Genomic DNA, 23,642 nt, shown 5'->3' with positions numbered 1-23,642 from the left:
AGCGTCAGCATTAATATTCCGAAGGCAATGGTGTCTGGTGTAATGAGTGGCGTTGTATCCATGTATATTTTTGAATTTTGGCTAAAATACTATTTTTTTATATGAATATCGGACTAAAATAAGTGTTTTTGGTTGTGTATATTTGCAGGATAAAAGATTGAAATATGCGATATATAAAACTTTATTTATTAGTGGCCTTATTGGCGCTTTCCTGCAAAACAATTCAGGAAACAACCGTAGTGAAAGCTCCTGAACAAACGGTACAAGATGTTCGAGAAATACAAGGCGGAATGTGGATTCCCTCTTTGTTGGAAGGAATGAATGAAAATGAAATGCTGCAATTAGGAAGCAAAATGACCGCAAAAGACATTTATGATGTCAACAATTCTAGTTTAAAAGATGCCGTTGTGCATTTTAACGGAGGCTGTACTTCGGAAATTATTTCGCCAAACGGTTTGTTGTTGACGAACCATCATTGCGGATTTGGCGCTATCCAATCACATTCAACAGTGGAAAATGACTATTTAAAGGATGGGTTTTGGGCTAGGAATTATGAAGAGGAATTAGAAAACCCAAGTATGGATGTCACTTTTATAAAAAGAATTGACGACGTCACTTCTGAAGTTTTTAAAGGGATAACAGCCGCAATGGATGAAGCTTTAAAAATGAAAATCATCAACCAAAATATTGAAAAAGTTACGAAAGCAGCTCAAAAAGAAACTTGGCAAGATGCCAATATCAAATCGATTTATAACGGCAATCAATATTTGCTGTTTGTTACTGAAACCTTTAATGATCTTCGTTTGGTTGGTGCCCCGCCATCATCAATAGGGAAATTTGGTGCGGACACCGATAATTGGATGTGGCCACGGCATACCGGAGATTTCTCTTTGTTCAGAATTTATGCAGGTGCAGATAATAAGCCGGCAAGTTTTTCAAAAGATAATGTGCCTTATAAACCAAATCATTATTTACCAATATCATTGGATGGTGTTGAAGAAGGTGATTTCACCTTGGTATTTGGATTTCCGGGACGCACCAATGAATATTTGCCAGCCGTTGCTTTAGATCAAATTGTAAATGTAATGAATCCTGCAAAAATTGAAATCCGCGACAATGCATTAAAAATAGTGGATTCTTATATGCGTAAAGATGCCGATATAAAAATAAAATATGCTTCAAAATATGCCTCAATTGCCAACTATTGGAAAAAATGGATAGGGGAGCGTCAGGGAATTCAAAAATCGAATGCCATAGAAAAGAAACGTGAAATGGAAAAAGAATTCACCAAAATAGTGGAAGAAAAAGATTTAGAAGGCTACAAAACATTATTATCGGATTTTGAGAGATTGTATAAAGAAATAGAAAGTGTCTCATTGGCTCGTGATTACTGGACAGAAGTTGCTTACAGAAATGTGGAGTTATTGGGAATTACTTTTAGGGCATATCAAATAGAACAAGCCTATTTAAAAGGGGGAGAGCCTGCTTTTAATAAAGCAAAGGAATCAGCCATGAAATCATTTAATGGAATATATAAGAATTATAGTTCAATGGTTGATAAGCCGGTATTTGAAAAGCTAGTGAGTTTATATGCAGAAAAATCACCTAAAGAATACTTATCGGAAAACATGAAAGGGGTAAATTTTGCTGAAATCACCAACAATATTTATGCAAATTCAAATCTGATAACTTTAGAGGGCGCTGAAAATCTGCTAATGGGAACTCCGGAAGAAGTGATAAAAAAGTTGAATGAAGACAAGGCGTATGTATTTGGAAAAGAATTGCACACTGTTTTTTACAATAAGCTCGAACCTAAATTTCAAGAACTTAATTTACAACTGGTAGCCTTGCAAAAGGAATACATGAAAGCGCTGATGGAAGTGTTTCCAAACAAACGGTTTTTTCCTGATGCCAACAGCACGCTTCGTGTAACATACGGACAAGTTAAAGGATATGAACCAAATAATGGTGTTTATTATAGCGCCACTACTTCTTTAGAAGGTGTCATGGAAAAATATGTTCCGGGTGATTATGAGTTTGATGTGCCGAAAAAATTGTTGGATTTATACAATACCAAAGATTACGGACAATATGGAGAAAAAGGAAAAATGCCTGTTAACTTTATTGGCACAAACCATACTACAGGTGGGAACTCAGGAAGTCCGGCTATTGATGCCCATGGAAATTTAATTGGATTGAACTTTGACAGGGTCTGGGAAGGTACTATGAGCGATATGAATTACGACCCGGATATTTGCAGAAATATTATGGTGGATATTCGCTACGTTCTTTTTATCATTGATAAATATGCAGGCGCTAAAAATTTAATAGATGAGATGACTTTGGTGCATCCAAAAGATAAGAATATACAGTAATAAAAAAAACTCCAAATGAAAATTTGGAGTTTTTTTTTAAACTTAGTTTGATTTTTTTAATAGGAGGGTTAAAATTCTGGGAATCGTTTTTTTGTCACCATCATCAAAGTACTCTTGGATGCTAATAATATCAAAACCATATTTTTTAGCGGAATTTGTGAAATCGGAAATGTGATGGTTAAAACAAGTCACTGTTTGAAGCCCCTCATTAGTTTCAAATCTGGCTTTTGTGCCGGAATATTGTTTAAATGGATGAAGCTCCCCAATATAAATGTAGCCGTCTTTTTTGATTGAATTTGCAGCTTGGCTAAAAATAGCGTCCAGATTTTCAAAATGTTCAAGTACGAGGCTAAAACAAATTAGGTCGGCTTGCTCTCTAACAAACGTCCAATTTTGATGGATGTCTGCCTGAATAAATTTCACTTTATCTGAATTTATTTTCTTTTTTGCTTTTTTAAGCATTTCTTCTGAAAGATCAACTGCAACTATTTCTTTAGATTTTGTAATTAACCATTCGGTATTTTTGCCTGTTCCGCAGCCAATTTCCAAACAAGAATCAAACGGAACGGAAATTAAATTTTCCCTTAAAGCAATCGCTTCAAGATCTCTCGTTTTATTCATATTTGTGTCATATTGTGCTGCCCAAATATTATAGGCTTTTTTTACGTTCATTGCTTTTTTATTTTTATTCGTCAAATTTCACTTTTGCACTGACTTTTAAATTGAGATAATTGAGTAATAATTTCCTAAAAACTCACATTCTTATAATTTAAAAGAACTTGCCATTCAAATTTTTCATTAGGTTCTAATATCTGTAATCCGTTTTTATTATTAAAAGCATTTGGCGCACAAGTCATAGGTTCAATGGCAATACAATCTCTTGTTGGCGGCGTGTAAATTTGTAAATAGCTTTTGTCAGTTTTTGACGAAAATTTTATGTCAATTTTATACGCTTCACAATTAAAAGTAACTTGAGGTTTGTTTGTTATAAAACAATCGTCTAAAAAAGTGTTTTCAATGAATAGCGGCGTTTTAAATTTTAATGGAATTTCCAATTGAGGAATCATTTTGTTATCCAATTCATACTGAGTTTCAGCCTCAAAATCTAAGGAGCTTAAGTTTAAATTACTTGTTTTAAAATACGGATGCCATCCAATTCCGAAGGGAAAGGGCTTTTTACCATTATTAAAAACTTGAAAATTAATTGTTGTTTTTTCTTTTGTGAACGTGTAAATAATTTTTATTTGGTAAGGAAACGGAAAACCTGTTGTTTTTCCATCATCAGCATAATGAAGCGCAACAATGGTATTATTATCATCTGCTTCTATACTTTTAACTGAAAATGGTTTGTCGTAAATATGGCCGTGAAGCGCATTATTTAAAATTGTTTCATTACAGTCCAATTCGTATTTCAATTGGTTGAATTCATATTTTCCTTCAGAAATTCTGTTTGGAAATGGGAATAGGAAAGCAGTTTTATAAGTATTTTTATAATCATTTAAGCCTTCAGCCGTATTTGAAATTCCATCGATAATTTCAGTATTATTTGATGATAATTTTTGTAACGAAGCGCCTAAATTTGGATAAATGACGCTGTAAAAATGCAATGTTTCGTTTTTAATGACAATTTGGTTTAACAGCGGATTTAGGTTTTTTACAACTTCAACAGTATACATTTATGTTTCAGAATTTATATTTTTAGGCAAGCGTTTTCCATCTTTCAAGCTTTTGTTGAGCATCCATTCCAATTGCCCGTTTGTTGAACGGAACTCATCAGCAGCCCATTTTTCAATTGCATTTAGCAGATCTTCATCTATACGTAATGCAAACGCTTTTTTCTTTGCCATATTAAAAGTTCTGTTTTTTAATAAAAGTTGAAATTATTTCTGTGGATGCTTTCATTATTGATAAATCCGAATTGGTATAGGAAAGCATATCTTCTTGTGTCATGATAATTGATTTAGTTGATATTAATATGATATCATAAAGATATAAATTATTTTTTAATATTTCTAAATCTTTTTACCTGTTTTATTTTATCTTAGCTGAAAAATAACAGACAATGAAATCAGCATATGTTTTAATCATTTTTTTAGTAACTTTTTTAACAGGAAATGCAAATAATCCAGATTGGGGACAAACAGGTCATAGAACAGTTGGGAAAATCGCTGAAAATTATTTAGAAGCAAAAACAAAACGCGAAATATCAAAAATTTTGGACGGACAAAGTTTGGCCTTGGTATCCACTTTTGGAGATGATATTAAATCTGACAAGCGTTATAATAATTTTTACACATGGCATTATGTAAATATGCCTTTTAGTGTAAAATATGAAGATTCAGAAAAGAACCCAAATGGTGATTTGGTATCAGGAATAGAGAAATGTAAAGCGATTATTTTAGATAAAAATGCTTCAAAGGATGATAAAGCATTTTACTTAAAATTATTGGTTCATTTTATGGGCGATTTACATCAGCCAATGCACGTTGGCAGGGCAGAAGATAAAGGGGGAAATACCATACAAGTTCAATGGTTTAATGATGGCACAAATTTGCATTCAGTTTGGGATTCTAAAATGATTGACGGGTTTCAAATGACTTATACCGAAATGGCGGCGAATGCAGATAAAATTTCCAAGGAACAAGTAAAATATTTACAACAAGGAACTACTGCTGATTGGGCAAATGAAACTCAGACATTTGCAATAAAAGCCTATGCCTCAACAGAGGTTGGTGAAAAATTAAGCTACAATTATATGTATGAAAATTTTGGGTTGGTGCGTTCTCAACTACAAAAGGGAGGTATTCGTTTGGCGAAAGTATTAAACGATTTATTCGATTAATTACAAGTTATACATTTCCCAACGTCTTTTTTCGCGTTGAAGTAAGGATTCAAATTTGTGAGGAACGGGTATTTTAAGTGTAATTTCTTTGGAAGTTTTTGGATGCAGAAATGAAATTTCTAAAGCACATAAAAAAAGTCCTTTTCCTTTATGAAGCATTTTTTCTTCAACATATAATTTGTCACCAAAAATTGGATGGCCAATACTGGTCAAATGAATTCGTATTTGATGTGTTCTCCCTGTTTTAGGAAAAACATTTAGAAAACACAAATGCTTGTATTTTAGAGAATTTACCACATTAACAACTTCAAAATTTGTTTCAGCAGCCTTGTCTTCAATGGGTGTTTTAATTGGGCTGTTTGAAATGACCTTACCAATTACAACAGCTGCATATTTTTTTTGAATCGTGTGATCTTCAAACTGAATTCCCAATTCAATTTGTGCGGTTTTTGTCTTGGCAATCAACAATATTCCAGAAGTCTGATTGTCTAGTCTGTGCACTGGTGTTGGCCAGGGAAGTGCATCGGGTTCTGAACTTTTTTCCAAATTAAAGGGCAACGAATTGTAAATCGTTTTATAGGCATTTCCGCTGACTGAAAATCCGGCAGGTTTATGAATTGCAGCCATATAAATGTCTTCATATAAAACTTCTAATTGAAGTTCAAATATTTTGGGTTGTGATTGCGGTGTTTCAAGTAAATCGATAACCTGACCAAATTGCACATAAGTTCCTGTTTGGGCAATTTCACCATTGATTAAAATCTGTCCTCGTTTAATGGCTTTTTTTATGCCGCTGTTTGAGGGGATAAAACTATAAAATATTTCTGGAGCATAATTTTGCAGTCGAATATTTTCAATGCCTTTCGGGACAATATGTGTATGAATAATTTTAATAATTCTTTTATAGTAATTGGCGATTCTTGTAAAGAAATTCAATAATTTCTCGATAATCAAAAGACAATTTAAGTTGTGATGCATTACGAAATGAAAACCAATCGTAATCCAATACCTCAAGTTCCTGAATTTTTATTTTTCCGCTCCAGTTTCCCAAAAACCGATAATAGTATCGGTCTTGCCATATTCCTGTTTTAATAATTTCAGTAGGCGTAAAATCTAAATTGCATTCTTCTTTAACTTCCCGTATCACATTTTGTTCTGCAGTTTCTCCTTCTTCGGCTCTTCCTCCAGGGCAACCCCAATATTCCGGATAATTTTTTGTGTAATTGGAGCGTTGAAGCAACAGTATTTTTTTTTCTTTTAAAATAATACCGGATGCTGCTAAAATCATGGTTTTTTATTTTTTAATAATGCCAAGTGTGGCAGTTTCTCCGGTTGATAAATGCCATTCTTTAGAGGAGATTATATTTCCATTGGCGTCATAAACAATCATCTCGGCGGTATTCGGACCAGAATACCCTTGGTTTAAGGCTTGGAAATCTATTCTGTTGTAGCCTTCTTCTAAATTGAGATACACTACAAAATAATTTCCTTTCAATCCAATATTAGCGCTCACAATAGTGTTGTTTAAGAAAATTTGAATACGGTCTCCATCAACCAAACCAAAGTCCCTGCACTCAATTTTAACTGTTTTTGTGGAGCTTTTAACGGTTCCTAAACTAAAATTACTTTCCAGTTTCTTATGGGTCACATCTTGTCCTTTCCAGTATTTTAAGCCTATAATATCTTTGTCTTCTGGCAATGTTTCCATCAAAAAGTTATGATTTTTTGAAGCTGATTTGTTTTCTTCTAAATTTTTATCAATGGCGCTTGTATTTAATTTTTCATCCATTTTTAAATTGAAATTTGGAGATGAAGGTGCTGTTTTTGTGTTTTCGAAAGTAGCTTTTATGGGGGTTTTGCTTTTAAGCATGCTGGATTCATTATCCATTTTTTTGGATTTAGCGGTATCGCTCTGTGAAAATGAATTAACTGAAAATAAGTTAATTAAAATGATAAGAAGTATTAATTTCAATGAGTTGTTCATTCTCAGTTTTTATTTTATAGATAGCTGCAATAAAAATGCCAAGTATTGCAGATTATAAATCCGCCGATAAAAGTACTAAAAAATGCCCCAAAAACTATTGAGGCATTTTATTAATTGTTTGTTAAACTCTGAAGTGAAGTTTATTTAATCAATTCAAAACTTCGCTTAATAAAATTTGTCAAATCCTCACCGTGTAATAAGTTTTGGGAAAGTTTTGCCAAATCAAACGCTTGTTTAATTAAAGCTTCCTGTTTCTTTTTGGTTTTTGTGGCTAAAATTTTGACAACCAATTCATTGTTGGTATTTACAACTAAATTATACATTTCCGGGAAATTACCCATTCCCATAAATCCGCCGCCACCTGTAGCTTGCATTTCTTTCATTCTACGCATAAATTCAGGTTGTGTAATAATAAACGCATTTGCATTTGAATCCATTGCTTCTAATTGAACCGTATAGGTTTTTTCAGGAATTACTTCTTCAATAAGCGGTTTAAGCGTTTCTTTTTCAGCATCAGAAAGTTTACTTATTTTAGTTTCATCTTTATTGATTAAATTATCAATATTATCTGCATCTACGCGGGCAAAGTGTATATTTTCCTTTGAGCCTTCCAGTTTTTGAATCAAATGCGAAACAATTGGAGAATCTAACAATAAAACTTCGTATCCTTTTTCTTTTGCGGCATCAATGTAACTGTGTTGTGATTTTACATCAGAAGCATATAAAATAATTAGCTTATTGTCTTTATCCGTTTGAAGCGGCTTTATTTTTTCTTCTAATTCTTCAATAGTAAAATAAGTATTGTCAACGGTTGGATATAATGCAAATTTGTCAGATTTTTCAAAGAATTTTTCTTCGGAAAGCATTCCGTATTCAATAATAATTTTAATATCGTTCCATTTTTCTTCGAAAGCTTTACGATCATTTTTAAATAAACTGATGAGCTTATCAGCCACTTTTCGCGTAATGTAGCTCGCTATTTTTTTAACGGCGGCATCGCTTTGCAAATACGAACGGGAAACATTTAAAGGGATATCCGGTGAATCAATAACACCGCGAAGCATTTGTAAAAAGTCGGGTACAATCCCTTCCACGTTATCGGTTACAAATACCTGATTTTGATACAATTGAATCTTATCTTTTGCCTGATCAATATTTTTTGTCAGCTTTGGAAAATATAAAATTCCGGTTAAATTAAAAGGATAATCAACATTTAAATGAATATGAAATAAAGGCTCTTCAAATTGCATTGGATACAATTCTCTGTAAAAATCGGCATAATCTTCTTCTTTTAAATCGGCCGGAATTTTTGTCCAAGCCGGATTCGGATTGTTTATAATATTGTCGACCGTAATTTTTTCTGGTTTCGCATCTTCAGGAGCATCTTCAGCCAAAGGCAATGTTTCTTCACGTGTTCCAAATTTAATTGGAATTGGCATAAACTTGTTATACTTGCTTAACAGTTGGGTAATTTTGCTTTCTTCCAAAAATTCTGTGGAATCATCGGCGATATGCAATACTATTTCTGTTCCACGTTCCGTTCTTTCAACTTCTTCTAAAGTATATTGTGGACTCCCGTCGCATTCCCAACGTACTGCTTTTGCATCATCCTGAAACGATTTTGTAAAAATCTCCACCTTTTTGGCAACCATAAAAGAAGAGTAGAATCCCAATCCGAAATGACCGATAATTCCGGTATCTTCCATTTTGTCTTTGTATTTTTCAACAAATTCTTCAGCGCCTGAAAAAGCAATCTGGTTGATGTATTTTTTTACTTCATCACCAGTCATTCCAACACCTTGGTCAATAATTCTGATTTCTTTTTTTTCTTTATCAACTTTTACTTCAATAATTGGATTTCCTATATCACCTTTAATTTCGCCTAAAGTGGATAAATGTTTTAATTTCAAAGTAGCATCTGTTGCATTGGAGATCAGCTCACGCAAAAATATTTCGTGATCTGAGTACAAGAATTTTTTAATAATGGGAAAAATATTTTCAGCCGTTACTTTAATACTTCCTTTTGCCATATTTTTTTAGGTTTTAATTAATTTTATCTTCTTTTAATAATCAAATGTTAGTCAAAAAAAATACCAAAGTGTTAAAGGTGACAAATTGGCAAGACAATAAATATTGAATAGGGATATTTATGTATATTCGTTCTTATAATTTTAAGAAAATTACAAAAGTGGCAGAAGTAAGCCATAAATATTTCAGAAATTTAAATTTTCAAATTAAAAAGAAATGTCACAACTGGATTTTGATTACGTGATTATTGGAAGTGGATTTGGTGGGTCTGTGAGTGCCTTGCGCTTGTCAGAGAAAGGTTATAAAGTTTTGGTCATAGAAAAAGGAAAATGGTTTAAAAGTGAAGATTTTCCTAAAACAAATTGGGATTTAAAAAAATGGATTTGGGAACCTAAATTGCTAATGAAAGGCTTTTTTAAAATGACATTTTTGAATCATGTTACCGTGCTTTCAGGTGTTGGTGTTGGTGGAGGTTCTTTGACTTATGCGAATACATTGCCAATTCCCAAACAGCATTTTTTTATTTCTGGAAGTTGGGCTACATTAAACAATTGGGAGGAAGAACTCAAACCACATTATGATACTGCTTATAAAATGTTAGGTGCGGCAACCAATCCAAAATTGCATGCAGCGGATAATGTTATTAAAGAAATAGCCAAAGAAATTGGGAAAGAAACTCATTTTGAAGCTGCAAAGGTAGCTGTGTTTTTTGGGGAAGCAGGACGTACTGTTGCGGATCCATATTTTGGGGGAAAAGGACCGGATAGAACGGGCTGTACACATTGTGGGGCGTGTATGACAGGTTGCAGGTACAATGCTAAAAACACATTGGATAAAAACTATTTGTACATGGCGCAACAGTTAGGGACTGAAATTTTGGCTGAAAAGGAAGTGTACAACGTTTCAGTTATTGGGAACGAAGATGGTTCTGATGGCTATAAAATTGAATTTAATTCGAGTATTGGGAAGAAGGAAAATAGTAGTTTTACTGCAAAAGGTGTAATTTTTTCAGGTGGTGTTGTAGGTACAGTTCCTTTGTTGTTAAAGCTTAAACAAAAATCATTGCCAAATTTATCGGAAAAGGCGGGTTGCAATATTCGCACAAATAATGAATCTTTATTGTTGGTGACTTCAACAGAAAAACATTCAAAAGATTTTTCAAAAGGATTGGCAATTGGAGCTGTTTTGCATACCGATGAAAACAGCCATTTGGAGCCTGTTCGTTACGGAGAAGGTTCAAGCTTTTTTAGAATGCTTACCATACCTATTATTCATCATAAATTTGCAGCGGTTAGGGTGTTAGGAATTTTGGGGTTGGTTATAAAACATCCAATAAAATTGATGAAAACCATTTTTGTCAAAAATTACGCAAAACGAACTACGGTTTTATTATTTATGCAAACATTAGACAGTACGCTTCGCGTTAAACTTGGTAAAATAACCCGTATGAAAACAGAAAAGGAGGAAGGGCAAAAACCGAATGCATTTATTCCGGAAGCGTTAACATTAGGGAAAAAATTCGGCAAAATTGTAAATGGAATTCCTTTCGCTAATTTTACAGATGTGTTGCTTGGTACTCCAACAACTGCTCATATTTTAGGAGGTGCTGTTATGGGGGAGGATGCTTCAGAAGGTGTTATAGATAAACATTGTAACGTATTTGGGTATAAAAACATGATGATTTGCGATGGTTCTATGATTTCGTCAAATCCGGGTGTAAATCCATCGCTGTCGATAACAGCAATTACGGAATATGCCATGAGTAAAATTCCACTAAAGGAATCTTAATTTTTATAAATGATGAAAACAGACGATTATATTTTAATTGACGGACATAAGCATATTAGACATCAGCAAGATATTTTTTCTGAAGATGAAATGATAAGCAGGTCCAAAAAGTATTATGAATGGTTAAATAAACGCAGATCTGTTCGTCATTTTTCAGATAAATCAGTACCATTTGAAGTTATTGAAAATATTATAAAAGCAGCATCAACAGCTCCGTCAGGAGCAAACAAACAACCTTGGACTTTTTGTGTTGTTAAAAATGCTCAATTAAAGAAAAAAATTAGAGAAGCTGCTGAAGAAGAAGAACGAAAAAGTTACAGTGAGCGAATGAGTGATGAATGGTTGAATGATTTAAAACATTTAGGAACCGATGCTAATAAACCTTTTTTAGAAACTGCACCTTATTTAGTTGTCGTTTTCAAACGCCCTTTTGAAATTGATAAAAATGGGATTAAGCATCAAAATTATTATGTAAATGAATCGGTTGGTTTGGCATGTGGGTTTTTAATTTCTGCCATTCACAATACTGGCTTGGTTACTTTAACGCATACACCAAGTCCTATGCGTTTTTTAGAAAAAATATTGAAAAGACCAAATAACGAACGGGCTTTTTTATTACTTCCGGTTGGATATCCTGCTGAAAAAGCATACGTTCCTGATATTCAAAAAAAGACACTTCAGGAAGTTATAAAATGGTATTAACCAATTCATAAATTAAACGGCCATTTTCCGCTTCTTTAAATTAGAAATGTAATTTTTGAATAAATTTCTTCTTGTCTTCTTTACTTTTGTCTACTTCTTTTTCAACAAATGTTAACAACATGATCATTTGATCTTAAATCAAACAAATCATTTAAATTGAAGAAGGATAATGCTAAATTAGGTGTTTTAGCTGAGTTGTTAGTTTAGCTTTTGGTTTGGTCATTTTTATTTTTAGTTGAATATCGTATTTTGAACAATTTATATCTAACAGTTATGTTATTAATAATAAATCAGTTATATTTTATATTTTATTTAAAATCAGCAATAAAATAGTTATGAACATCGTAAAATTAATGTTGTAAATAGTTTTTGATTTTAGTAAGTTTGATAAAAATATAGTTTTAAAACTTAAATTATGTATAATTCTAAAATAACGGGTCTTGGTTTCTACGTTCCTGACAATATTGTTACGAATGATGATTTATCTAAAATGATGGATACCAACGATGAGTGGATTCAGGAGAGAACGGGAATTAAAGAACGAAGATGGATTCCGGAAGGAAGTGAAGATACGTCTGCTGTTATGGGCGCAAAAGCTGCAAGAATTGCGATTGAAAGGGCCGGACTTACAAAAGACGATATAGATTTTATAGTTTTTGCAACGTTGAGTCCAGATTACTATTTCCCTGGATGCGGCGTTCAATTGCAGGAAATGCTTAATATGAGAACAATAGGTGCACTGGACGTTCGAAACCAATGTTCTGGTTTTGTTTATGCGATTTCTATTGCTGATCAGTTCATTAAAACCGGAATGTATAAAAACGTATTGGTGGTTGGCTCTGAATTCCATTCGGGCGGATTGGATAAAACAGACAGAGGCAGAGGCGTTACGGTAATTTTTGGTGATGGAGCAGGAGCGGCAGTATTATCCAGAACAGAAGATAATAACAAAGGGATATTATCTACTCACTTGCATTCTGAAGGAAAACATGCCGAAGAATTAATCGTATCGGCTCCGAGCATTAAGCATTGGGTTCCCGAAATTTTAGCGGCCAATGACGAAAATGATGAGTCATACTTCCCATATATGAACGGAACTTTTGTTTTTAAACATGCGATTGTTCGTTTTTCGGAAGTTATAATTGAAGGTTTAGAAGCAAATAATTTAACTGCTTCAGATATTAATCTATTTATTCCTCATCAGGCGAATTTGCGGATTTCTCAGTTCGTTCAGAAAAAATTCAGGTTGCGTGATGACCAGGTCTATAACAACATTATGGAATATGGAAATACCACTGCGGCATCTATTGCTATTGCATTAACCGAAGCTTGGGAAAAGGGAGAAATTAAAGACAATGATATTGTAGTTTTGGCTGCATTTGGTAGTGGATTTACTTGGGGAAGCGTAATTATTAGATGGTAAAAAGCCCCCTAACCCCCGAAGGGGGGATTATGAAAATATTAAATATTAGAAGTTATTAAAAAAAGGCAATTATTAAAGACATCAAATATTTTTCTGTCAAGGTTAAATCAAACTCCCTTTCCTTCGGAAAGGGCTGGGGATAGAAAAAAATAAAAGCCTCTAAAATGCAAGTTTAGAGGCTTTACAAAAAGACTATTAATTAACCAATTCAAATAATTATAAATATCCCTTTATTATCTTACGGCATTTGCATGCTTTATATTATAGTATTAATTACAATTGCAAATTTATTGCTTTAAGATATTTAACGCGTTAATAATTAGTTAATTAAATGTAAACAAACTCTCAAAGTTTTTTATATAAATCCGCCACTTCCTTGTGCTTCGTTGTTATCTCTTGATTTACGACTTCTTGCTTTATTTTTTCCGCCACCAAATTTGTACATAAATCCAACGTAAGCCGTTCTGCTTTCCCAGTTAAATTCTCCAGACTGCGGATAAGGATTTTCTGAATCAAATTTGAATTTCATTCCTTTAAAAATATCATTTACTCTTAAGCTTATTGTTCCTTTTCCGTCCAGCACATTTAAACTGGCGCCAGTATTTATCATCCACATTGGGTCTACTTTAAACTGAATGGATTCTCCGCCGCCTCTGTACATTGCAAATAATTGAAAGCGTAGATTTTTTGTGGCTGTAAAATTGTTGTTTACCCTAAAATTTATGGAGTTATTGGTTATTTCGAGCTGTTGTCCATTGGCAAAACCGCTCTCTTTTTGGGTATATAAATCGAAACTCGAATTTACTTTCCACCATTTTGTAATTTTATGATTACTAGATAATTCTACACCATATCTGTTGTTACTTTCCGTATTTGTATAAGACAATTCAACTTTATCTTCATCCAAAGGATCAACATTAAGAATTCTGGTAATATTATCATTTACCCTTCTGTAGAATGTCCCGAAAGTAACGGAGCCTTTTTCATATTGACGTGTATAATTTAACTCATATGAATTGGTGAATTGTGGTTTTAAGTTAGGGTTTCCAACAGAAGTAATTGTTGGGGTACTCCATTCTCTAATTGGATTTACCTGTCCAATTGACGGACGGTCAACCCTTCGGCTGTAACTTAACTGAAATTGATTTTTATCACTTGCGTTATAGGTAAAAAATGCGGAAGGATATACAGTGAAAATTTCATCTTTATAAAGTGCAGTTACTGTATTTTTAACAAAAGTGCCGTTTACCTCATATTGTTCCAATCTAGCGCCAAGTTGCATTGATAGTTTGTTAAAAGTTTGATTGTAGTTTGCATAGGCTGAGTAAATTTCTCTGTCATACTGGAAAGAGGAATTACCCTTTGGTGTTGTTTCAAACCAACCATTTCCATCGTCAATTAAATTACCGTTTATGTCATAAATAAATTCATGTTGGTTGGTAATATTATTATTTTTAGTATCATCCAATCTTGCTTCCAAACCAACTTCTACTTTTGCTTTTTCTGAAATTGGGTTTGTGTAATCTAAGTTAATCAGGGTTGTTTTTCTGTCGTTTTCAATTATATCATTGTAATTTGAAGTCAAATCATTTGGGTGAATTGTTTCCTTATACAAAGCATTTTCTGGATTGTCGGAGTTAGAAAAATTTGCTTCTAGCTCAAAATTATGTCCTTCTTTTTCAAAATCATGGGTGTAATTTAAGTTATAGGCCTGGGAGGTATCTTCAGATTTAACCAACATTGGACTGTTGCTGTCGGGAACATCATTATAAGAAACCATCGTATTTCCATTAAATTTTGTATCTGAGATGTTTTGTGTGGTATAGAATGAAAAGGTGTTTTTGTCATTTAAATACACATCTGCGCCCAGTTTAAGAAGGTGAGAAGTTCGATCATCTTTAAACAAAAAGTTTTGAACTGCATTATTATCGTATCTGACAACTTTCCCGGCATTTTTACTTTTCCCGTCATTCACTCCGTAATTTGAAAAGAAATTTACTTTTCCAGTTTTAAAATTCATATTCAATGAGCCGTTAAATCGATTATTTATGCCGGAAGTGACTCCGGTATTAACTGTCGCATTAAATCCTAAATTTGAATTTTTATGCAATACAATATTAATAATGCCGCTCATACCTTCAGGATTGTATTTGGCTGAAGGATTGGTAATTAACTCAATACTTTTAATGGATGCTGAAGGAATTTGCTTTAACAGTTGTGCCGTGTTAATATTTGACGGTTTGCCATCAACCAACACCCTTACATTGTCGTTGCCGCGTAAACTTATGTTACCGTTTTGGCTGTCAACAGAAACAGATTGAACGTTGTTTAACAACTCCGAAGCAGTTGCTCCTGCAGAGGTTAAATCCTTTCCTACATTAATCACCTTTCTGTCAATTTTTTGAGTCACTGTTGAGGTTTCGGCCACAACAACCACTTCATTCAATTGGGCAGCCTCTTCTTTTAAAGAAATAGTTCCTAGATTTATGTTTGTGTTGGATTTGGTAATGTTTATTTTTTTTGTTTCGGTTTTATATCCAATAAACTGAATGTCAACATTGTTTTCGCCTTCTGGAATTTGTTTTATGGAAAAATTCCCATCTGCATCAGTGATTCCCCCAGTGGTAGATTTGTTGCTGGCATCTTTAACAACAATGCTCACATAAGGCAATGCCTGTTTTGTTGTTTCATCTATCACTTTTCCGGAAACTTGACCGGTTCTCGGATTACCGTTTGAAGGAAGTTGCGCAGTTATTGTCAGTGAAATGAGCAGACTACATAGTAAAAGTATATTTTTCATTTAGGTTAGTTTAGAAAGTTGTTTTAATTAAAGTTTTTTAAAATTTGAACTGCGTTAAAACAGCATATCGTCTTCTGCTATTCCAGTTTATGCGTTTATTATTGTTTAACAATTCAAAATTTGATTTGGTTGTTGTGGCGTTTGCTGTTTTCATTTTTATGTTTTTTTTTTGTTTAACAGGACAAAACTATATTTTATTTTAGTACTATGCAAAACAAAGTACTATTTTAAGAATTATTTAACATTTAATTATGAATTGCCCATTTTAGTTTTTTGAAACCTTTTGTTTTTTAATAGACTATAAACTTTAAATTATGTTACAGTGTTCCCTAAACTTTAGCTAATTTTGGTGGATGATAAAAAAAACATTGGTTATTGGAGCCTCAACAAATCCTAGCAGATATTCTTTCAGGGCAATCCAGCAGTTAACCATTCATGGGCATCCAGTATTAGCGATAGGAAATAAAGAAGGGGAAGTTAGTGGCGTAAAAATCTCAAAAGAAAACGTGTTGTTTGAAAATATTGATACAGTGACATTGTATTTAAACAGAAAAAATCAGGTAAGTTATTATGACTATATCTTGGCTTTAAATCCGAAACGCGTGCTTTTTAATCCGGGAACTGAAAATGAGGAACTGGAAAATTTACTGACAAAACACCACATCGCTTTTGAAGAAGCGTGTACCTTGGTGTTGCTTAGCACCGGGCAATATTAATTTTACTGTCTGTTGTCTTTCCAAATAAGTGTTTTTTCAATGGGCTCCTTAAAATCAGGGCAGTTTCCATCACCTAATCCTGTTATTCCACCATCTGGAGCGCAAATTACATCACAATTATTGTTATAAAGATAGTTATATTGGTCGCAGCAGTCTGATGTTATGTAAAAATATGTTTGTCCATCTACTTCCCATTTCCAAACTTGTGCTGGAGGGTTTCGCACTTCTTCAATTTTTATTTTTTTAATTTCATTTTGAACACAATTCGGTGCATCAATATTTAAATTTGATTTTTCGCAACTTGCATTCAGAAAAAACAGTCCAATTAAAATATAAACTGAAGATAGAAAAGGATGTTTTATTGTTGTTTTTATTTTCTTCATTTTTAATTTTTAAGTCTTCGCATTGGTGTTTTTTAGTTAATTTAAATTTCAGCATTTATAATTTTCAGGAACAATCACTAAAGGAATTTTAAGGTTGCTGAGTAGTTTTTTTTCTATGCTCCCCATGTACAAATGTTCAAGAAAATGATGCGTGTGGTGGCCTATAATAAATAAATCGGGTTTCGAATTTTCAATGGACTTGTTGATTTCAGTAACAGGAAAACCGATGGGTTCTATATCGATAATTTTTATCTCCGGATGTTGGTTTTTAATTTTTTCAACAAATTCTAAAGCCCTTTTTTTTTCATATTCCTCAATTTTAATACGTAAAATTTTTGAGTCAATATTTCCAGTAGAAAACCTGATTACATAAATAATTTCTAATTCAGCCTGAATTTCTTTTGCCAATTTAATGGCATAATTTGCAGCATTTATGGCAGAATCACTTCCATCAATTCCAACTAAAATTTTGTGAATCATTTGCATACAGCTATTTATTTTACAATTAAATTTACTGACTTTAGCATTCATTTGCAAATAAACAAGGAACTTTAAAAGGGAGCGATTTTGGTTTTATAAATAACAAATTTACATCCCAAAAATAAAACCTCTTTAAATTGCTTTAAAAAGGTTGTTATTTATTTAGATTTAAGTTTATGTAGTTATGTCGCGGTTGTGAAACGACTACTTTATGATTTTGATGCATCACGAACTGAGATAGGGAATTTAAGAAATCAATTAAAGCGATTCTATAAACTTTGCCAATTCTTCTTTGGTTTTTCCAAGTTTTACTTGAAGTTTTCCAAGCATTTCATCTTTCTGGCCTTCATCATACATGAGGTCATTGTCTGTTAAATCGGCATACTTTTGTTTCAATTTGGCTTTCTGAATATTCCAGTTTCCTTTTGCTTCTGTTGTGTTCATGATATTAGATTTTTTACCTGTGAATTCATTTTCACACTTCAAAGGTATTTCCATTAATCATGGAAGGCGTTACACAATTACGGTGATTGTTTACATGATTCACACACTCTGTCTGTTAATATTACGGGATGTTTAGTGCAAATTTATATAGGTATACAATCCGTAAAACACCATCAGCACAATGATAATAATTACATTGAAGAGGTACACCAAACTGCTTTTGAAAGCGGAAACCATATGGGATTCACCATAAAAACGACGGTGTGCTGGAAAGAAATAAAACAACATCCAAAGAACACCAATCACTTTGATGATAAGATGCACCCAGCCTAAAACTGGCCAGTCAGATAATGCAAAAAGTTTGTCGATGAAAAAGAGTATTAATATCACCAAAAGCAGGAATGAAAAAAAGTGCAGGGTAAAAATACCATGATCATAAAAATACCATCTTTTTTTATCGTGAAAAATCCATAAAAGCAGGGCGAAAATTGGCATATATATGAACAATACCTTGGGTAAATTTTGTTCAAATGACTGGCTAAATTTTTCAACAATTTCTTCGTTGCTATTCTCTTCTTTTACGGAAAGCCACTTTTTGAGGAACCAATATTTTGTTTTGCTTACTTTTGCCCCTTCTTTACCGTTTTTTTGGACCCATTCGAGTTCTTTGGTGCTTTTGTAGCCAAAATCGGTGATGTTTTTTGGGTCAATGTCTTTTGTTACCTTCAATATTTTTTTAAGCGTATCATTTTCTTTTTGGGAGATAACACCAATTTTAGTAAGTCCGTCTACACCTTTTTCATCAATCTTTAAAGAGTCTAATGTGGGAACAACTTGTTCTACCTTGTTTTTAACACTGCCTACCGTAATTTTGGCATTTTCAGCAGGAAATAAGGATATCAGTAAAAATGTCACAAAACTGGTAAAAATATACAGCCTCATCGGTGGTAAAAATGATAAACGTTGTCCGGAGGTATAGGCCTTCGATACAGCTGCTGGTTTAAAAAGCAGGTAAATAATTGTCCGCCAAAAAGAATTGTCGTAATGGGTTAAGTCTTTAAAGAAATGGGTAAATAAGTGATGAAAAGTTACTTTAATCTCAGTATTTTGCTGACCGCAATTAGGACAATAACGTTCCTTAACCTCATGATTGCAGTTTAGGCAGTTGGTCTCTAATCGTAATTTTTCTTTTGACATTAAGGTATTTTTTAATTCATTTTGACAATTTGAAATTGATAGTTTCAACATTTTAAATCAAACTCAATCCATCAGCAAAAGCTCAACGGTATCATAAACGACGCCAAAACGCTACGATTTGTATACCTGCCAAGGAAATCCGTAAATCCCTTGGTGGATAAGACATTTTACAATACCTCTTAAATTGATTTAATAGTTGCAATGAATTTATTAAGCTGGCTATTAAAGTCATAAGGATTCTCCAAGTTACTTAAATGACCCGCATGTTCAATAATTCTTAATTTGGAACCTTTTATTTTACTTTGCATGAAACGTGCCGCATCTATTGGCGTGATGATATCTTCTGTACCAACTATGATAAGAACAGGTGCTTTTATTTCTGAGAGTTTTCCACAGGTTTCTTTGCGCTCAGCTAAAGCATGCAAACTATTATATAGTGATTGTGTCGATGTTTTCGCAATCATTTCCCTTACAGCTGGAATTTCTTTTAAATTTCTTTTAAAAGATTCAGCCGCAAATAAATTTGGGATTAAATCATTGGCAAGCTTTTCTACACCATTTTCCTTTATGCTTTTAATAGCATTCATCCTTTTTTCCTTACCTGCATAAGTATCGGCAGTACAATTTGTGTCACTTAATATGAGCGCACTAAAACGTTCTGGATGGTTTTCAATGGCGTTTAAGGCAATATAACCACCCATGGATAAACCACAAATTATTGTTTTTTCAATTTTCAAAGCATCCATAAAACGCAACAAATCTTTTACAAAAAGATCAATCGAAAAATCGATGGTTCCTAATTCGGAATTTCCATGCCCGCGAATGTCATAGGCAATTACACGGTAGTTATCCATTAATGCATTCAATTGGTTGTCCCACATGGATTTATTCAATGGAAAACCGTGAATGAAAATAATAACTGGAGCATTGTCCGAACCTTCATCATTATAACTAACGGTGATGTTATTTACTTTTATATTGATATTTTTTCCTGGCTGTCTCATAGCATTATATTTTTATTAGTGTTCTATTATTTATAACCTGAAGGCTGAAGAAGGGAGTTCGAAGTTAAATTCACCCATAAAACTCCGTCTAACATCTTCTGTCTCCCTTCTTCCGTCTTCGTTTGTATTTCTTTTGTTTATTTTCTATTTTGAGTTACATAAAATTGACAACCTCATTTTTGCTCTTTTTTTAATTTATGAATAACTCATAATATTCAAACGCGTAAAGTTCCTGACTTTGACAAGATTAGGTGTTACATAATTTTTTAAAAATGTTACATATTTCACACCCTTAAAGCTAAAAATGAAATGACATGGCTGTGAAAAATTAGGGTTGCAACTAGGTTTCTATTTTCTGAAAAATGTTACAGTGCTTTTAAACTAAAAACTTAGGGTATTTGGCCTTATCTCATAGTTGTTAGGGAACTTAAATCGACTTTTTTATCACATTAATTTGTCTGCATAATAAAAATTAGCAGGAAACCCGCCGGTATGCCAAAAGAGGACAGTTGCGTTTAAAGGAATTTTTTCTTTTTTTAAATAATCCATCATCGCATAAAAAGCGCGACTGGTATAAACCGGATCCAAAAGAATTCCTTCACTTTTTGCCAGTTCTTTTATGGCGGCTTTTTCATTTTCGGTAATGACTCCATAGCCTGCTTCATTATAATCGTGATTGATTTTCACATCTGCCAAACAATACTCTTTTTTAATTTCCAACAGGTGTTTTCCTTCATTTAACATATTAAAAACGACTTCTTCAAGGCTCATTCCTTGTGCTTCGCTCTTGTCAATTCCAACGGGAATCAATTTCATATTTAAATTGTACAAATCATTTCCCAATATTAATCCGGCTTGTGTTCCACCTGAACTGGAAGCAAAAAACAAATAGTCAATTTTAAGGTTTTGAGCAATGAGTTGCGCTTTTAATTCTTTCACAGCATTCACAAATCCGAGCGCTCCGGTAAGATTGGATCCTCCATAGGGAATTACAAAAGGTTTTTTTTCTTCCAATTCCAACTTTTGTTTTAAACTATCAATATTTTCTCCTTTTCTGTTTTCTCCCGTAAAATGAATTTGGGCGCCCAATAAATGGGAAAGCAATAAATTTCCATTATATTTTTGAGGAACTGTTCCGCCAAGCAGCAAATGACATTTCAGATTGGCAATAGCACAAGCAGCCGCTGTTTGCCTACAATGGTTGGATTGTTGTGCACCGGCCGTTATTATAGTGTCGCATCCATTATCCAAAGCTTCCTGAATTAAATATTCAAGTTTTCTGGTTTTATTTCCGCCGGAAGCGAGTCCGGTTTGGTCATCTCGCTTGATGAAAATATGGTAAGGGGAATATTTTTCCGAAAGGTTTTTTAGGTGATGCAATGGCGTGGGCAAAAAACCCAAATCAAATTTTTTGTTGAGAATCATATCTATATTATACCAGTACCCTGAATTAAATTTTGTTTGGAATTGCCCTTGAAATTTCTAATATTTAAAACCCTTAACATCGATGTTAATATTCTTTAGTTTCTCTTTCAATGCTTCATATTCTTTTTCTGTAATTACATTTCGCTCTTTCAGAAAGTTTAAGTTTTCTATTTGTTTTTCAACAGGTAAATCTAAGTCAATAACAGCATATTTTTCTTTCAGGTATGCAAAAGTTTTTGTTTTTAATATTTCCAGGAATTCATCCACGGCTTCCTCATTCGGTTTTTTATCATAAAAATCAATTAAATACCCACTTAATGTTGTGATGTACAACATATGTTTTCTGCTAAAAATTGTCAGTATTAAAAAAAACATAAAAAACAATCCTGAAAAAGACACCAATACCATGTATACTCCAAAAGGAATTCTAAAAATATCCCATAAGGCCAGACTAAAAATTAATCCTAAGATTATTGTAAACCAAAGGAATAACCTGCTGGTTCGGGTTTCTCTGGTAATGGCGTCAGGGATAATTTCATCGAAAGGAATAAAAATTTCTTTGGCGTTTAAAAAATTTCCTGAATAATAAGAAATTCCGTCATTTTCAAATTCAACTCTTTTTGAATTAAAAAATCTTGATTGCTTAAACTCTTCCATTTTACGTAATTTTAGTTGGTGCCTTTTTATCCTAAAAATTAGTTTTCATAAAACCGTAACCTATTTTTCATGGTAATCATTTCATTTTCCAGGTTATCTATTTTTTGCAATAAATTAAAAACAATATCAATTCCTTCAATATTGAGGTCCAAATCACGGTGTATTCTTATCATTTTTTCAATGTCATTTATTTTATCCTGATGAACATAATGTGATTGCTCAATAGTGGTGATTTGGATTAGGCCAATCTCGTTTAAATTGCTGAAGAATGACATCTCAACTTGGTAAAGTTCACATAATTTATGAATTGGTATGAAGTTTTCTTTGCTCATGATGGTCTTAATTTAGCAAGTTCCGTAAACAATTGTTTTTCCTTTTCAGTCAGGTTTTCAGGCATTTTTATTTGATACGTAATATATAAATCACCATATGCTCCTTCTTTTTTATAAACGGGAAATCCTTTTCCTTTCAGTTTTACTTTGGTGCCATTTTGTGTTTCTGGCGCTATTTTTAACTTTACTTTTCCGTCAAAAGTATCTACGGTGATTTCTCCTCCCAATATTGCTTTATAGAAGTCTAAGTCAACCGTTGTGTGTAAATTGTCTCCATCCAATTTGAATTTGGTGTTGTTTTCGATGGAAAACGTGATGTTCAAATCACCTTTCGGACCTCCATTGATACCTTCGCCGCCGTGGCCTTTAATTTTAATGACCTGCCCGTTTTTAACACCTGCAGGAATGGTTAGTCGAATATTTTTTCCATTGATTGTTAAGGTACGTTTATGAGTTTTATAAACATCTCTTAGGTTGAGGTGTAATCCAGCATTCAGGTCTTGCCCTCTAAATTTTACGCCGCCACTGGTTCGTCCTCTCGAAGACGAACGACCGCCAAACATAGATTCAAAAAAGTCTGAATAATCCCCGCCGCCAAAATCTCCAAACGGACTTTGTTGTCCGCCTCCTTGGTATTGTCGTTGCTGTTGTTTTGCTTTTTGAAATTCATCGGCATGCTGCCAGTCTTTTCCATGCGCATCATATTTTTTCCGATTCTCGGGATTGCTCAAAACTTCATTGGCTTCATTAATTTCTTTGAATTTCCGCTCAGCTTCCTTGTCGGATGGATTTAAATCCGGGTGGTATTTTCTGGCCAATTTTCGATAGGCTTTTTTAATATCAGTTGCAGAAGCACTTTTAGCAATACCCAATATTTTATAATAATCTATAAATGCCATTTTTTTTGTTTGAGGAAATCTATCTAAATTTACGAAAAAATATTTATTAATTAGCCAATATGCCAATTAGTTAATTAGCCAATGTATTGATTTTATTAACTGTTTATTTGTTGTTAATATGCCAATGAGTCAATTAGCCAATTAGCTAATGTGTTTATTTGTT

Annotated in this window: 23 protein-coding genes; 6 read left to right on the top strand and 17 right to left on the bottom strand. The window is 33.2% G+C overall.

Annotation, left to right across the window (positions count from 1 at the left end; all coding sequences use genetic code 11):
- Positions 1 to 164 precede the first annotated feature (164 nt).
- Entirely contained in the window at positions 165 to 2,375 is a 2,211-nt protein-coding gene (locus tag ABY285_RS09115; protein WP_372769273.1) for a S46 family peptidase, read from the top strand.
- A 42-nt stretch (positions 2,376 to 2,417) separates the two neighbouring features.
- On the opposite strand, the gene ABY285_RS09110 is transcribed toward ABY285_RS09115, so the two are convergent.
- The 3 genes from ABY285_RS09110 to ABY285_RS09100 form a co-directional block, all read right to left on the bottom strand.
- Positions 2,418 to 3,047: a class I SAM-dependent methyltransferase gene (locus ABY285_RS09110; protein ID WP_372769271.1), complete on the bottom strand. Its 630-nt coding sequence runs from the start codon at positions 3,045 to 3,047 to the stop codon at positions 2,418 to 2,420.
- 74 nt (positions 3,048 to 3,121) lie between these two features.
- Positions 3,122 to 4,051, bottom strand: coding sequence for an aldose 1-epimerase (locus ABY285_RS09105; protein WP_372769269.1), 930 nt, complete (start codon positions 4,049 to 4,051; stop codon positions 3,122 to 3,124).
- Positions 4,052 to 4,222 (bottom strand): Arc family DNA binding domain-containing protein, encoded by a 171-nt coding sequence (locus tag ABY285_RS09100; protein WP_372769267.1) that lies wholly within the window; start codon positions 4,220 to 4,222, stop codon positions 4,052 to 4,054.
- Between the two features lie 215 nt (positions 4,223 to 4,437).
- On the opposite strand from ABY285_RS09100, the gene ABY285_RS09095 reads away from it, so the two are divergent.
- Entirely contained in the window at positions 4,438 to 5,217 is a 780-nt protein-coding gene (locus tag ABY285_RS09095) for a S1/P1 nuclease (RefSeq protein ID WP_372769265.1), read from the top strand.
- Here the strand turns inward: ABY285_RS09095 and ABY285_RS09090 are convergent, their stop codons facing one another.
- The 4 genes from ABY285_RS09090 to htpG all read right to left on the bottom strand — a co-directional run bounded on the left by ABY285_RS09090 (position 5,218) and on the right by htpG (position 9,231).
- Positions 5,218 to 6,171 (bottom strand): RluA family pseudouridine synthase, encoded by a 954-nt coding sequence (locus tag ABY285_RS09090; protein ID WP_372769263.1) that lies wholly within the window; start codon positions 6,169 to 6,171, stop codon positions 5,218 to 5,220.
- Positions 6,119 to 6,505 (bottom strand): NUDIX hydrolase, encoded by a 387-nt coding sequence (locus ABY285_RS09085; RefSeq protein WP_372769261.1) that lies wholly within the window; start codon positions 6,503 to 6,505, stop codon positions 6,119 to 6,121. Before ABY285_RS09085 ends, ABY285_RS09090 begins: the two co-directional genes overlap by 53 nt.
- Positions 6,506 to 6,511: 6 nt before the next feature.
- Entirely contained in the window at positions 6,512 to 7,105 is a 594-nt protein-coding gene (locus ABY285_RS09080) for a hypothetical protein (RefSeq protein ID WP_372769259.1), read from the bottom strand.
- Between the two features lie 236 nt (positions 7,106 to 7,341).
- Positions 7,342 to 9,231, bottom strand: coding sequence for a molecular chaperone HtpG (gene htpG / locus ABY285_RS09075; protein ID WP_372769257.1), 1,890 nt, complete (start codon positions 9,229 to 9,231; stop codon positions 7,342 to 7,344).
- 214 nt (positions 9,232 to 9,445) lie between these two features.
- On the opposite strand from htpG, the gene ABY285_RS09070 reads away from it, so the two are divergent.
- The 3 genes from ABY285_RS09070 to ABY285_RS09060 all read left to right on the top strand — a co-directional run bounded on the left by ABY285_RS09070 (position 9,446) and on the right by ABY285_RS09060 (position 13,142).
- A complete protein-coding gene (locus ABY285_RS09070; RefSeq protein ID WP_372769255.1) occupies positions 9,446 to 11,017 on the top strand; it encodes a GMC oxidoreductase in 1,572 nt (523 codons plus the stop codon).
- A 9-nt stretch (positions 11,018 to 11,026) separates the two neighbouring features.
- Positions 11,027 to 11,719, top strand: coding sequence for a nitroreductase family protein (locus tag ABY285_RS09065; RefSeq protein WP_372769253.1), 693 nt, complete (start codon positions 11,027 to 11,029; stop codon positions 11,717 to 11,719).
- A gap of 415 nt (positions 11,720 to 12,134) precedes the next feature.
- Positions 12,135 to 13,142 (top strand): 3-oxoacyl-ACP synthase III family protein, encoded by a 1,008-nt coding sequence (locus ABY285_RS09060; protein ID WP_372769251.1) that lies wholly within the window; start codon positions 12,135 to 12,137, stop codon positions 13,140 to 13,142.
- Between the two features lie 355 nt (positions 13,143 to 13,497).
- Here ABY285_RS09060 and ABY285_RS09055 read toward each other — a convergent pair whose 3' ends face one another.
- A complete protein-coding gene (locus ABY285_RS09055) occupies positions 13,498 to 15,942 on the bottom strand; it encodes a TonB-dependent receptor domain-containing protein (RefSeq protein ID WP_372769249.1) in 2,445 nt (814 codons plus the stop codon).
- 353 nt (positions 15,943 to 16,295) lie between these two features.
- Here ABY285_RS09055 and ABY285_RS09050 point away from each other — a divergent pair, with 353 nt between their 5' ends.
- Positions 16,296 to 16,658: a CoA-binding protein gene (locus tag ABY285_RS09050; RefSeq protein ID WP_372769247.1), complete on the top strand. Its 363-nt coding sequence runs from the start codon at positions 16,296 to 16,298 to the stop codon at positions 16,656 to 16,658.
- Between the two features lie 2 nt (positions 16,659 to 16,660).
- Here the strand turns inward: ABY285_RS09050 and ABY285_RS09045 are convergent, their stop codons facing one another.
- The 9 genes from ABY285_RS09045 to ABY285_RS09005 form a co-directional block, all read right to left on the bottom strand.
- Positions 16,661 to 17,041 (bottom strand): hypothetical protein, encoded by a 381-nt coding sequence (locus ABY285_RS09045; RefSeq protein ID WP_372769245.1) that lies wholly within the window; start codon positions 17,039 to 17,041, stop codon positions 16,661 to 16,663.
- Between the two features lie 48 nt (positions 17,042 to 17,089).
- Positions 17,090 to 17,521 carry a universal stress protein gene (locus ABY285_RS09040; RefSeq protein ID WP_372769243.1) on the bottom strand — a complete coding sequence of 144 codons (432 nt, stop codon included), beginning with the start codon at positions 17,519 to 17,521 and terminating at the stop codon, positions 17,090 to 17,092.
- Positions 17,522 to 17,779: 258 nt separating this feature from the next.
- A complete protein-coding gene (locus ABY285_RS09035) occupies positions 17,780 to 17,965 on the bottom strand; it encodes a CsbD family protein (RefSeq protein WP_372769241.1) in 186 nt (61 codons plus the stop codon).
- A gap of 132 nt (positions 17,966 to 18,097) precedes the next feature.
- On the bottom strand, positions 18,098 to 19,162 hold the full coding sequence (locus ABY285_RS09030) for a DUF3667 domain-containing protein (protein WP_372769239.1): 1,065 nt from the start codon (positions 19,160 to 19,162) through the stop codon (positions 18,098 to 18,100).
- A 179-nt stretch (positions 19,163 to 19,341) separates the two neighbouring features.
- Positions 19,342 to 20,166, bottom strand: a complete 825-nt coding sequence (locus ABY285_RS09025) for an alpha/beta fold hydrolase (RefSeq protein WP_372769237.1) — start codon at positions 20,164 to 20,166, stop codon at positions 19,342 to 19,344.
- A 444-nt stretch (positions 20,167 to 20,610) separates the two neighbouring features.
- Positions 20,611 to 21,591: a D-cysteine desulfhydrase family protein gene (locus tag ABY285_RS09020; protein WP_372769235.1), complete on the bottom strand. Its 981-nt coding sequence runs from the start codon at positions 21,589 to 21,591 to the stop codon at positions 20,611 to 20,613.
- Between the two features lie 57 nt (positions 21,592 to 21,648).
- Entirely contained in the window at positions 21,649 to 22,248 is a 600-nt protein-coding gene (locus tag ABY285_RS09015; protein WP_372769233.1) for a hypothetical protein, read from the bottom strand.
- A gap of 38 nt (positions 22,249 to 22,286) precedes the next feature.
- Positions 22,287 to 22,580 carry a chaperone modulator CbpM gene (locus ABY285_RS09010; RefSeq protein WP_372769231.1) on the bottom strand — a complete coding sequence of 98 codons (294 nt, stop codon included), beginning with the start codon at positions 22,578 to 22,580 and terminating at the stop codon, positions 22,287 to 22,289.
- Positions 22,577 to 23,479, bottom strand: a complete 903-nt coding sequence (locus ABY285_RS09005; RefSeq protein WP_372769229.1) for a DnaJ C-terminal domain-containing protein — start codon at positions 23,477 to 23,479, stop codon at positions 22,577 to 22,579. Before ABY285_RS09005 ends, ABY285_RS09010 begins: the two co-directional genes overlap by 4 nt.
- Positions 23,480 to 23,642: the final 163 nt, after the last annotated feature.

Origin of the sequence: Lutibacter sp. (assembly GCF_041555395.1) — a bacterium.
Taxonomy (GTDB): domain Bacteria; phylum Bacteroidota; class Bacteroidia; order Flavobacteriales; family Flavobacteriaceae; genus Lutibacter.
Note: the sequence above shows the minus strand (reverse complement) of the source record. Positions and strands in the feature narration are given on the sequence as shown.

What these genes read in the sequence shown, in the direction of transcription:
- ABY285_RS09115 (WP_372769273.1), top strand. Translation starts at nt 165, where the DNA reads ATGCGATATATAAAACTTTATTTATTAGTGGCCTTATTGGCGCTTTCC.
- ABY285_RS09110 (WP_372769271.1), bottom strand. Translation starts at nt 3,047, where the DNA reads ATGAACGTAAAAAAAGCCTATAATATTTGGGCAGCACAATATGACACA.
- ABY285_RS09105 (WP_372769269.1), bottom strand. Translation starts at nt 4,051, where the DNA reads ATGTATACTGTTGAAGTTGTAAAAAACCTAAATCCGCTGTTAAACCAA.
- ABY285_RS09100 (WP_372769267.1), bottom strand. Translation starts at nt 4,222, where the DNA reads ATGGCAAAGAAAAAAGCGTTTGCATTACGTATAGATGAAGATCTGCTA.
- ABY285_RS09095 (WP_372769265.1), top strand. Translation starts at nt 4,438, where the DNA reads ATGAAATCAGCATATGTTTTAATCATTTTTTTAGTAACTTTTTTAACA.
- ABY285_RS09085 (WP_372769261.1), bottom strand. Translation starts at nt 6,505, where the DNA reads ATGATTTTAGCAGCATCCGGTATTATTTTAAAAGAAAAAAAAATACTG.
- ABY285_RS09080 (WP_372769259.1), bottom strand. Translation starts at nt 7,105, where the DNA reads ATGGATAATGAATCCAGCATGCTTAAAAGCAAAACCCCCATAAAAGCT.
- htpG (WP_372769257.1), bottom strand. Translation starts at nt 9,231, where the DNA reads ATGGCAAAAGGAAGTATTAAAGTAACGGCTGAAAATATTTTTCCCATT.
- ABY285_RS09070 (WP_372769255.1), top strand. Translation starts at nt 9,446, where the DNA reads ATGTCACAACTGGATTTTGATTACGTGATTATTGGAAGTGGATTTGGT.
- ABY285_RS09065 (WP_372769253.1), top strand. Translation starts at nt 11,027, where the DNA reads ATGATGAAAACAGACGATTATATTTTAATTGACGGACATAAGCATATT.
- ABY285_RS09060 (WP_372769251.1), top strand. Translation starts at nt 12,135, where the DNA reads ATGTATAATTCTAAAATAACGGGTCTTGGTTTCTACGTTCCTGACAAT.
- ABY285_RS09055 (WP_372769249.1), bottom strand. Translation starts at nt 15,942, where the DNA reads ATGAAAAATATACTTTTACTATGTAGTCTGCTCATTTCACTGACAATA.
- ABY285_RS09050 (WP_372769247.1), top strand. Translation starts at nt 16,296, where the DNA reads ATGATAAAAAAAACATTGGTTATTGGAGCCTCAACAAATCCTAGCAGA.
- ABY285_RS09045 (WP_372769245.1), bottom strand. Translation starts at nt 17,041, where the DNA reads ATGAAGAAAATAAAAACAACAATAAAACATCCTTTTCTATCTTCAGTT.
- ABY285_RS09040 (WP_372769243.1), bottom strand. Translation starts at nt 17,521, where the DNA reads ATGATTCACAAAATTTTAGTTGGAATTGATGGAAGTGATTCTGCCATA.
- ABY285_RS09035 (WP_372769241.1), bottom strand. Translation starts at nt 17,965, where the DNA reads ATGAACACAACAGAAGCAAAAGGAAACTGGAATATTCAGAAAGCCAAA.
- ABY285_RS09030 (WP_372769239.1), bottom strand. Translation starts at nt 19,162, where the DNA reads ATGTCAAAAGAAAAATTACGATTAGAGACCAACTGCCTAAACTGCAAT.
- ABY285_RS09025 (WP_372769237.1), bottom strand. Translation starts at nt 20,166, where the DNA reads ATGAGACAGCCAGGAAAAAATATCAATATAAAAGTAAATAACATCACC.
- ABY285_RS09020 (WP_372769235.1), bottom strand. Translation starts at nt 21,591, where the DNA reads ATGATTCTCAACAAAAAATTTGATTTGGGTTTTTTGCCCACGCCATTG.
- ABY285_RS09015 (WP_372769233.1), bottom strand. Translation starts at nt 22,248, where the DNA reads ATGGAAGAGTTTAAGCAATCAAGATTTTTTAATTCAAAAAGAGTTGAA.
- ABY285_RS09010 (WP_372769231.1), bottom strand. Translation starts at nt 22,580, where the DNA reads ATGAGCAAAGAAAACTTCATACCAATTCATAAATTATGTGAACTTTAC.
- ABY285_RS09005 (WP_372769229.1), bottom strand. Translation starts at nt 23,479, where the DNA reads ATGGCATTTATAGATTATTATAAAATATTGGGTATTGCTAAAAGTGCT.